Below are 9,899 nucleotides of genomic sequence, written 5' to 3'. Positions count from 1 at the left end.
ATGTGGCGGCCTTTCGCACTTCCGCACGCTGCGTAACGGCACCACGATAGAGCACGGCAACACCGATGTCATTCACTGCCAGCCGGGCGATATCGTCGAAGTGCGCGGACCTGGCGCGGGTGGTTACGGTTTGCCGGTGGAGCGCGATGTGCAGCAGGTGTTGGAGGATGTGCGCTGTGGGTTTGTCTCTGAGCAGGTGGCGCGTGACAGCTACGGCGTGGCACTGCGCGATGGTGAGATTGATGAGGGCGAAACCGCGCGGCTGCGGGCTGAGATGCTATCTTCGGCGGCGCAGCATTTCGATCATGGAGCGGCGCGTACTGCGTTTGAAGCGGTTTGGACGCCGGAGCGCTATCGCGTGCTGACGGCATTTTTGGCCGCCGCGCCGGTGAGCTGGCGTCACTTCCTTAAGCAGCAGGTGTTTACGGCGGTGGCCGCAGACAGTGATGTGCCGATGGATGCCATTTTCGAGGATCTTAAAGCGCGTTATTCGGTGTGAAGGTTTAACCAGGTCGCCATAAATGGCGACCCTACGGAGGTGTTGTTGACGTCGGCATTTGTAGGGTCGCCATTTATGGCGACCTTGCTGATAACCGCACAACCTTGCTAACAACCGCACAACCTCAACCATCCACATACAACCGATCCCATTCCCACTGTTTCGGATTGTTTTCAATATATTCTCTGAACGCCAATAACTCCCTCTCATCCCGAATCACACGATCATAAAAACTGCGTTGCCACACCTTTATTCCTGTTTCACGCGTAATCTCGGCTTTAAAGCAATTAACAATATTTAGCAGGGTTCTCTGTGCGCTTTCATTTAGCCAAATAATGCCATGCAGGTGATTCGGCATCAGGACAAAGGCATCGAGGGTGATAGAGGAATCGCGTTGAGGCAAAGCCCGCCAGGTTTTGATGACGTAATCACCAATCGAAGTCAGACAGAATTCCGCTGCGATAAATTGACCAAATAAAGGTGCGCGGCGATAGCAAACCAGCGTGATGAAATACGCGCCATTGGCGCGGTAATCATGATGTTTTAATCGTGGATATTTGCGGTTTTTCATAATGGCCTCCTTGCCGGAATGATTTTGCAAAATGTCTGGCGAGAGGGCGATGCATGGGATGCAGAACCTGAGGGGCGTATTCAGAATAATTTATACGGCGCGGCGGGATTATTGGCCAGGTCGCCATAAATGGCGACCCTACGGAGATGTCACTCACATCATCTTCTCAATCTCACTAAACGGCACCGCGTGGCTAAACAAATACCCTTGCAGCTGATTGCAGCCCGCATCGGCCAGCGCGGTTTCGACACCTTCGGCGGTCACCGTCAATCCCATCGCGTGGCCCAGCCGCACCACCGATTCAACAATCGCGGTCGAGTTCTGCGCCACGCCCAGCGATTGGGTGAACGAACGGTCGATTTTGATCTTGTCCACCGGGAAGGTGCTGAGGTAATTAAGGCTCGAATAGCCGGTACCAAAATCATCCAGCGCAATGCGGAAACCGGCCTCGCGTAGCGCGATGATGCTGTTACGCGCCTCGTGTTCATCTTCAATCAGCACGCCTTCGGTGATCTCCAGCTCCATGCGCCTGGGATCGGCGCCTTCTTCCTGCACGATATGGATGATGCGCTCGACAAAATTCACCGCGCGAAACTGCACCGGCGAGACGTTCACTGCCACCACAATATCCCGCAGCTTCAGCGCGGTTTTACAGGCTTCGCGCAGCACCCATTCGCCGAGCGGAATGATCATGCCGGTCTCTTCGGCGATGGCGATGAAATCACCGGGCGAAACGTCGCCGCGCATGGCGTGATGCCAGCGCAACAGCGCTTCCAGGCCCACCACATGCTGGCCGCTGATATCCATCAACGGCTGATACCACACCGCTAATCCTTCAAATTTCACCAGCGCCTGACGCAAATCCGCCGCCATCTGCTGGCGAGTGCGCAGCGATTCATCCATCACTTTCTCAAACTGGCGATACTGACCGCGCCCGTGATTCTTGGCGTCATACAGCGCGATGTCCGCTTTACGCATCAGCTCCAGCCGATCAATGCCATCCTTCGGTGCCAGCGCTAGACCGACGCTCACACCGATCCACAATTCGCTGCCGACCAGCTGATACGGTTCGCTCAGGCGGCTGATGATACGTTTCGCCAGCGATTGCACCTGACCAATATTCTCCACATCTGGCATCACAATAATGAACTCATCGCCGCCAATACGGCCTACGGTGTCGCTGGCGCGCACGATATCGTTGAGGCGGCGCGCCACCTCAATAATCAACTCATCGCCAGCGTGATGGCCGTAGGTATCGTTGATATTTTTGAAGCGATCGAGATCCAACAGCAGCAGCGCCACGCGCTGATCGTGGCGTCCGGCCACCGCTAGCGCCTGGGTTAAGCGATCTTCCACCAGAGAACGATTCGGCAAACCGGTTAACACATCATGAAAGGCCAGATGCTGTGCCTGCGCTTCACTGGCACCGAGCTTTAAGAGCGACTGCGACAGCTTGAGTGACGAGGTCCAGATGCGCCGCACCATCACCAAACACAGCACGGTAATCAGCAACACCGACAACAAAGTAGAAGGGCCAATGGTGCGCATCATCTGCGCGCCCGGTTTATCCGGATTCCAGCTGAGATAGCCGACCGGTTCGCCCTGTTGTGAATTCAGCAGAAAGCGCGCTTTGGTTTCTCCAGCCGGTTCACTGTCACTGAAGTGCAGCTGGCGCAGCTGGCTGCGATCGGAAAGGTTGCGCAGATAGCCATCATCGAGAAACTTAATGCTCACCAGACGATAGCGCCCGGCCTGTTTGGTGCTGCTGATATCGCCCACCGCCAGCGCGGCCGCGCGTTGGCCGATACGCACGAAATCGGCGTGATCGGTCGGGCCCGCCACCACATCGCTGTTTTGCACCAGCGGGCTGTTCAGCATGTCCTGCAGATAAGGGCCGATGCGTTTATCCGGCACCGGCTGGCCGTTGCGCCACACGTTGATCAGCTGGTTGTCGCGATCCAGCAGCACCACCAGCTGATGATCAAACATGTCATACAGCCAACCGCCGACATTTTGCGTCAGCCAGCTTTGGTCGGGATGCGGCGACGCCAGCTGATCGGCCAGCGGTGACCAGCGCGTCAGGCTACGCAGCTGGCGCAGATGTTCCGTCAGGCTCTGGGTAAAGGAAGCCTCGATCATGCGCTGTTGCTGATCGCGCGCTTCGTTATTAGTTAATGATGTCCCCCAGAACAGACCCACGCCCGCGCCGACAAAGGTAAGCAGCAAAATTGCCATCAGTGGCAAAATTACTTCACGAACAAAGTTGCGGCGAAAACCATCCGATAGTTTTATTGCGTTAATCATTTTAAGGTGGGCCTGACAAGAAGGATTCATCTTTTAACTTAGCAGAACATCGGCAGGCTGTATCCTGTAAGGCCGTTGAAAGCGTGATGTAAATAAGCGGTAAATTTTTGAACACTGTCACAAAGAGAACAGTTAAAAATAATTTATTAAAACCGCTGCCGTTTCGCTGTGATTCTGCTGCCCTAAAGCAAATTCATCCGCCCGTCATTGAGCCGTCACGGCGCTGTCATCTGACATGCGCAATGTAATCGCCATCCCGCAGCAAGCCCGCTGCGTTCCTCAACCAATGCGAATGAGGTATTGAGCGTGATGGAGATATCCAGACATCCGACCACTGTGTATCAGGCCGTTGCCGCCCAACTGGAGCAGGCGCTGCAGGAGCGCTATCGCTGCGGCGACTATCTGCCTTCCGAGCAGCAGCTGGCCGATCACTACGAAGTGAATCGTCACACTTTGCGCCGCGCCGTCGACGAGCTGGTCAATAAAGGCCTGCTGCAACGGCGTCACGGCGTCGGCATTTTGGTGCTGATGCGTCCTTACGATTATCCGCTGCATGCACAAGCACGCTTCAGCCAGAACCTGATGGAGCAGGGCAGTCATCCCACCAGCGAACGTCTGCTGGCGGTGCTGCGTCCGGCGAGCAGCGATGTGGCGAGTGCGCTGGGCGTAAATGAAGGCGACAACGTTATCCATCTGCGCACGCTGCGCCGCGTCAATGGTGTGGCGGTGTGCGTCATCAACCACTTCCTGGCGGAACTCAGCTGGTGGCCGGCGCTACAGCAGTTTCACAGCGGTTCGCTGCACGATTTTATGCAGCAGCAGCTCGGCCTGAGCCTGACGCGCAGCCAAACCCGCATCAGCACCCGTCGCGCGCAGGCCAAAGAGTGCAAGCAGCTGGAGATTGCGCTGCAGTCGCCGCTGCTGTGCGTGCGCACCCTGAATAAACACAGCGACGGTCAGGTAGCGGAATACTCCGTCAGCCTGACGCGCGGCGACATGATTGAACTGACTCTGGAGCACGAATGACACAGCAAACAGCCCGCCAGCATTGGCTCTCGGTGCTGGCGCACAGCGATGCCAGCCAGCTTGAGGCGCACTGGCAGCCGTTACGCCTCAACGCGGATTTTGAACGCATCCGTCCGGCAGAAACCGGCTTAACCCGTTTGCAGGCGCGCATGGGCGGCAGCGGAAAACGCTTCGTGATGGGCGATGCCACGGTAACGCGCGCGGTGGTGAAACTGCACGACGGCACGCTCGGCTTTAGCTACGTGCTGGGGCGCAACAAAGCGCACGCCGAACGCTGCGCGCTGATTGATGCGCTGCTGCAACAGCCGGAAACCCAGGCGCTGTTGCAGGAAAAATTGATTGCCCCGCTGGCGGCACTGCGTGAAGAGCAGCGTCAGCTGCGCGCACGTGAAATCGCCAGCTCCAAAGTGGATTTCTTTACGCTGGTTCGCGGAGATAACTGATGACTTTACTGGCAAGTTTTAACCATCCGGTGGCTGATGCCCAACGTGCCTTTCGCCGCATTCTCAAAGCGATGAGCGAGCCTGGCGTGATGGTGTCGCTGCCGCTGCAACAGGGCTGGGGCGATCTTTCGCCGGCGGCTACAGCGGTGCTGCTGACGCTGGTCGATCAGGAGAGCGCATTGTGGCTGGATAATCGCATTGATAACGAGGTGGTGCGCAGCAACCTGCGTTTCCATACCGGCGTGCCGATTGTCGATGAGCGTGATGCACCTTTTGCGCTGACCCACGCGGCGGCCAATCCCGATCCGGCGCTGTTCGCCTCTGGCGACAACATGTCCCCGGAAAAAAGCACCACGCTGATTGTGGAAGTGCCGTCACTGAGCGGCGGTTTAACGCTGCGCCTATCCGGTCCGGGCTTACGTGAATCGCGCGCCATTGCGCCGCAGCTGCCGGAAGCGATTCTGCACTATCTGCGCGAGCGTCCGCATCCGTTCCCACAGGGCGTGGATCTGATTTTCACCTGCGGTGAAGCGATGATGGCGCTGCCACGCACCACCGACGTGGAGGTGTGCTGATGTACGTTGCGGTAAAAGGGGGCGAAAAGGCGATTGCCAGCGCCCATGAGCTGCAGGCCGATCTGCGTCGTGGCGATCGCGAAGTGGCCGAACTGGGCTGCGATCAGGTCGCGCAACAGTTGGGTTTAGCCGTTGATCGCGTGATGACCGAAGGCGGCATCTACGATCCACAGCTGGCGGCCTTAGCGATTAAACAGGCAAGCGGCGATTTGGTGGAAGCGATCTTCCTGCTGCGCGCCTATCGCACCACGCTGCCGCGCCTCGCCGACAGCCTGGCGCTGGCAACCGCTGAGATGCGCCTCGAACGCCGAATCTCCGCCGTCTACAAAGATTTGCCGGGCGGCCAGGTTCTCGGCCCAACTTACGATTACAGCCATCGTCTGCTCGACTTTACGCTGCTGGCAAACGGCGAAACGCCCGCTGCACCGCGTGACGATCAGGCGCTGCCCGAACGCTGTCCGCACGTGTTCAGCATGATGACCGCGGAAGGATTAGCGGCACGTGAAGAGGATGACGGTAGCGAGCCGTGCGACATCACCCGCGAACCGCCAGGTTACCCGGCCACGCGCGCCGCACGCCTGCAACAGCTGGTGCGCGGCGACGAAGGTTTCTTGCTGGCGCTGGGCTACTCGACACAGCGCGGCTACGGCCGCAACCATCCATTCGCTGGCGAAATTCGCACTGGCTATCTCAGCGTCTCGATCTGTCCGGAAGAGCTGGGCTTTGAGATTGAGATTGGCGAAATCCTGCTGACTGAATGCGAGATGGTGAACGGCTTCACCACCGAAACCGAGATCGCGCCGCATTTTACGCGCGGATATGGCCTGGTGTTTGGTCGCTCCGAACGCAAAGCGATGGCGATGGCGCTGGTGGACCGTGCCTTGCAGGCACCGGAATACAACGAACGCCTTGCCGGCCCGGCGCAGGACGAAGAGTTTGTGCTGTCGCATGCCGACAACGTAGAAGCGGCGGGCTTTGTCTCGCATCTGAAACTGCCGCACTACGTCGATTTCCAGGCGGAGCTTGAGCTGCTGAAACGGCTGCGCCAACAGCATCAGGAGCAGAACCATGAGTGAGTTAACCGGCTACAACAACGGTTATCTGGATGAGCAGACCAAACGCACCATCCGCCGCGCGATTCTGAAAGCGGTGGCAATTCCTGGTTATCAGGTGCCGTTTGCCGGACGTGAAATGCCGATGCCGTACGGCTGGGGCACCGGCGGCATTCAGATCACCGCCAGCATCATTGGCGATGCCGATGTGCTCAAGGTGATCGATCAGGGCGCGGATGACACCACCAATGCGGTATCGATTCGCCGCTTCTTCCAGCGCGTCAGCGGCGCGGGCACCACCGAAGCGACCCGTGACGCCACGCTGATCCAGACGCGTCACCGCATTCCGGAAACGCCGCTCGAGGAAGACCAGATCCTGATTTTCCAGGTGCCAATCCCCGAGCCGCTGCGCTTTATCGAGCCGCGCGAGACCGAAACCCGCACCATGCACGCGCTGGAGGAGTACGGCATCATGCAGGTGAAACTGTATGAAGATATCGCCCGCTACGGCCACATTGCCACTACGTATGCTTATCCGGTGAAGGTCAACGATCGTTATGTGATGGATCCGTCGCCAATCCCCAAATTCGACAACCCTAAGATGCACATGATGCCGGCGCTGCAGCTGTTTGGTGCCGGGCGTGAGAAACGCATCTATGCGCTGCCGCCGTACACCAAAGTGGAAAGCCTCGACTTTGACGATCACCCGTTTAGCGTGCAGCAGTGGGAAGAACCCTGCGCGCTGTGCGGTTCGCGCCACAGCTACCTCGACGAGGTGGTGATGGATGACGCCGGTACGCGCATGTTTGTCTGCTCCGATACCGATTTTTGCCACCAGCAGCAGGAACAACAGCATGCACAGTGAACAGCCGCTGCTTGCGGTCAACAATCTCACCCACCTTTATGCGCCCGGAAAAGGCTTTGAAGAGGTGAGTTTTGAGCTCTATCCCGGCGAAGTGTTAGGCATCGTTGGGGAATCCGGATCCGGTAAAACCACCTTGCTGCGCAGCCTGTCGGCACGCCTGGCGCCGCAGCAGGGCAACATTCTCTATCGCGCGCAGGATCTCTATCAGCTGAGCGAGAGCGATCGTCGCCGCTTGCTGCGCACCGAATGGGGCGTGGTGCATCAGCATCCGCTTGACGGTTTGCGTCCGCAGGTGACAGCGGGCGGCAATATCGGCGAGCGCTTGATGGCGGTAGGTAATCGTCATTACGGCGATATCCGCAAAGAGGCGATGCGCTGGCTGCAGGATGTGGAGATCCCCGCTAATCGCATCGACGATCTGCCCACCACTTTTTCCGGCGGCATGCAGCAGCGTTTACAGATTGCGCGCAACCTGGTGACGCAGCCAACGCTGGTGTTTATGGATGAACCGACCGGCGGGTTGGATGTGTCGGTGCAGGCGCGCCTGCTGGATCTGCTGCGCACGCTGGTGCGTGAACTGAATCTGGCGGTGGTGATTGTGACGCACGATCTCGGCGTGGCGCGGTTGCTGGCACATCGCCTGCTGGTGATGAAGCAGGGCCGCGTGGTGGAGAGCGGGTTGACCGATCGGGTGCTGGACGATCCGCATCATCCGTATACGCAGCTGCTGGTTTCATCGGTGCTGAGTTGAGATGAACAAGGTCGCCATAAATGGCGACCCTACATATGGCACGTCGTAGGGGCGCCATTTATGGCGACCTTCTCCAAAACCATCAGGACATCACTATGCAACCTTTACTGCGCGTCGAGCATCTGAGCAAAACCTTTGTGCTGCACAACCAAAGCAGCGCCGCGCTGCCGGTATTGCAGGACGCCAATCTTGACGTCAGCGGCGGCGAATGCGTGGTGCTGCATGGCCGCTCCGGCAGCGGAAAATCCACGCTGCTGCGTGCGCTGTACGGCAACTATCAGGCCAACAGCGGCCACATCTGGCTGCAACATCAGGGCGAATGGATCGACATGGCTAACGCCCCCGCGCGGCAGATTCTGGCGATTCGCTGTCACACCGTTGGCTGGGTCAGCCAGTTTTTGCGCGTCATTCCACGCGTGCCGACGCTGGAGATCGTCATGCAGCCGCTGCTGGAGCGTGGCACCGAGCGCGCCTTCTGCGAGAAGCGCGCCAAAGAGCTGCTGACGCGCCTTAACGTGCCGGAGCGTTTATGGTCGCTGGCGCCGTCCACCTTCTCGGGCGGCGAGCAGCAGCGCGTCAACATCGCGCGCGGCTTTATCGCCGACTATCCGGTGCTGCTGCTGGATGAGCCAACCGCCTCGCTCGACAGCGCCAACAGCGCCGCCGTAGTGGAACTGATTGAACAGGCGCGCGCCCGCGGTGCCGCCATTGTCGGTATTTTCCATGACGAAGCGGTGCGCGAACGCGTAGCCGATCGCCTGCACGTCATGCAGCCAATGAAAGCAGGAGCAGAAGCATGATCATTAATAACGTCCGGCTGGTGCTGGAGCAGGCCGTAGTGCCGGGTTCACTGGAGATTCGCGACGGGCGCATCGCCAGCTTTAGCGACAGCGTCAGCCAATTGCCGGGCGCGCTGGATGGCGAAAACGCCTTCCTGCTGCCGGGTTTGGTGGAGCTGCACACCGATAATCTCGACAAGTTCTTCACGCCACGCCCAAAAGTGGATTGGCCGGCGCACTCGGCGATGAGCAGCCACGATGCGCTGATGGTCGCCAGCGGCATCACCACGGTGCTGGATGCAATTGGCGTCGGCGACGTGCGCGATGGCGGGCATCGCATTGAAAACCTCAACAAGATGATTGAGGCGATTCAGGACAGCAATCGCAAAGGTATTAATCGCGCCGATCACCATTTGCATCTGCGCTGCGAGCTGCCGCATCACACCACGCTGCCACTGTTTGAAGAGCTGATGAACACGCCAGAACTGTCGCTGGTGTCACTGATGGATCACTCGCCGGGTCAGCGTCAGTACGCCTCGCTGGAGATGTATCGCACCTATTATCAAGGCAAATATCAGCTCAACGACGAGCAGATGGATCAGTTTGAGCGTGAGCAGCTGGCGCTGGCCGCCGAGTTCTCCACGCCGAATCGCAACGCCATCTCCAGTTTGTGCCGTTCGCGCGGTATTCCGCTCGCCAGCCACGACGACGCTACGGCGGCGCACGTGGCAGAATCCCATGACGTCGGCAGCGCCATCGCCGAATTCCCCACCACGCTGGAGGCGGCACGCGCCTCGCGTGAATGCGGCATGCAGGTGCTGATGGGCGCGCCCAACATCGTGCGCGGCGGTTCGCACTCCGGCAACGTGGCGGCGGCGGACCTCGCCAGCCACGGCCTGCTGGATATTCTCTCCTCCGACTACTATCCCGCCAGCTTGCTGGATGCGGTGTTCCGCCTGGTGGCCGATGAGCGCAACACGCTGACGCTGCCGCAGGCGGCTGCGCTGGTGACCAGTAATCCGGCGCGGGCGATT

10 protein-coding genes and 1 pseudogene are annotated in these 9,899 nt (G+C 58.9%); 9 read left to right on the top strand and 2 right to left on the bottom strand.

The features are described 5' to 3' along the window. A pseudogene (locus RTM06_RS13645) lies at positions 1–499 on the top strand (hydantoin utilization protein B); the annotation flags it as partial. Between the two features lie 124 nt (positions 500–623). Here RTM06_RS13645 and RTM06_RS13640 read toward each other — a convergent pair. Beyond that, complete coding sequence (locus tag RTM06_RS13640; RefSeq protein WP_312182811.1) at positions 624–1,070, bottom strand: transposase; 447 nt, start codon at positions 1,068–1,070, stop codon at positions 624–626. Between the two features lie 153 nt (positions 1,071–1,223). Beyond that, positions 1,224–3,374, bottom strand: a complete 2,151-nt coding sequence (locus RTM06_RS13635) for an EAL domain-containing protein (RefSeq protein ID WP_312182809.1) — start codon at positions 3,372–3,374, stop codon at positions 1,224–1,226. 309 nt (positions 3,375–3,683) lie between these two features. On the opposite strand from RTM06_RS13635, the gene phnF reads away from it, so the two are divergent. From phnF to phnM, 8 genes are all read left to right on the top strand, one after another. After that, positions 3,684–4,400 (top strand): phosphonate metabolism transcriptional regulator PhnF, encoded by a 717-nt coding sequence (phnF, locus tag RTM06_RS13630; RefSeq protein ID WP_008105516.1) that lies wholly within the window; start codon positions 3,684–3,686, stop codon positions 4,398–4,400. Next, positions 4,397–4,843: a phosphonate C-P lyase system protein PhnG gene (gene phnG / locus RTM06_RS13625; protein ID WP_312182806.1), complete on the top strand. Its 447-nt coding sequence runs from the start codon at positions 4,397–4,399 to the stop codon at positions 4,841–4,843. Before phnF ends, phnG begins: the two co-directional genes overlap by 4 nt. Further along, on the top strand, positions 4,843–5,418 hold the full coding sequence (phnH, locus tag RTM06_RS13620; RefSeq protein WP_008105512.1) for a phosphonate C-P lyase system protein PhnH: 576 nt from the start codon (positions 4,843–4,845) through the stop codon (positions 5,416–5,418). The genes phnG and phnH overlap by 1 nt, the downstream gene beginning before the upstream one ends. After that, the gene (locus RTM06_RS13615; RefSeq protein WP_312182804.1) at positions 5,418–6,494 is read left to right on the top strand and encodes a carbon-phosphorus lyase complex subunit PhnI; all 1,077 of its coding nucleotides are present in this window, start codon (positions 5,418–5,420) and stop codon (positions 6,492–6,494) included. The genes phnH and RTM06_RS13615 overlap by 1 nt, the downstream gene beginning before the upstream one ends. After that, positions 6,487–7,335: an alpha-D-ribose 1-methylphosphonate 5-phosphate C-P-lyase PhnJ gene (locus tag RTM06_RS13610; RefSeq protein ID WP_256696780.1), complete on the top strand. Its 849-nt coding sequence runs from the start codon at positions 6,487–6,489 to the stop codon at positions 7,333–7,335. Before RTM06_RS13615 ends, RTM06_RS13610 begins: the two co-directional genes overlap by 8 nt. After that, the gene (phnK, locus tag RTM06_RS13605; RefSeq protein ID WP_097096853.1) at positions 7,325–8,086 is read left to right on the top strand and encodes a phosphonate C-P lyase system protein PhnK; all 762 of its coding nucleotides are present in this window, start codon (positions 7,325–7,327) and stop codon (positions 8,084–8,086) included. Before RTM06_RS13610 ends, phnK begins: the two co-directional genes overlap by 11 nt. A gap of 95 nt (positions 8,087–8,181) precedes the next feature. Continuing rightward, positions 8,182–8,886, top strand: a complete 705-nt coding sequence (gene phnL / locus RTM06_RS13600; protein WP_312182799.1) for a phosphonate C-P lyase system protein PhnL — start codon at positions 8,182–8,184, stop codon at positions 8,884–8,886. Then, a partial coding sequence (gene phnM / locus RTM06_RS13595) for an alpha-D-ribose 1-methylphosphonate 5-triphosphate diphosphatase (protein ID WP_312182797.1) occupies positions 8,883–9,899 on the top strand: 1,017 nt, incomplete at its 3' end. The genes phnL and phnM, both read left to right, overlap by 4 nt.

The sequence above is a fragment of the Pantoea sp. CTOTU46764 genome (assembly GCF_031974595.1).
Classification (GTDB): domain Bacteria; phylum Pseudomonadota; class Gammaproteobacteria; order Enterobacterales; family Enterobacteriaceae; genus Pantoea; species Pantoea trifolii.
The sequence above is the reverse complement of the archived record's forward strand: the minus strand, read 5'-3'. Positions and strand labels throughout refer to the sequence as shown.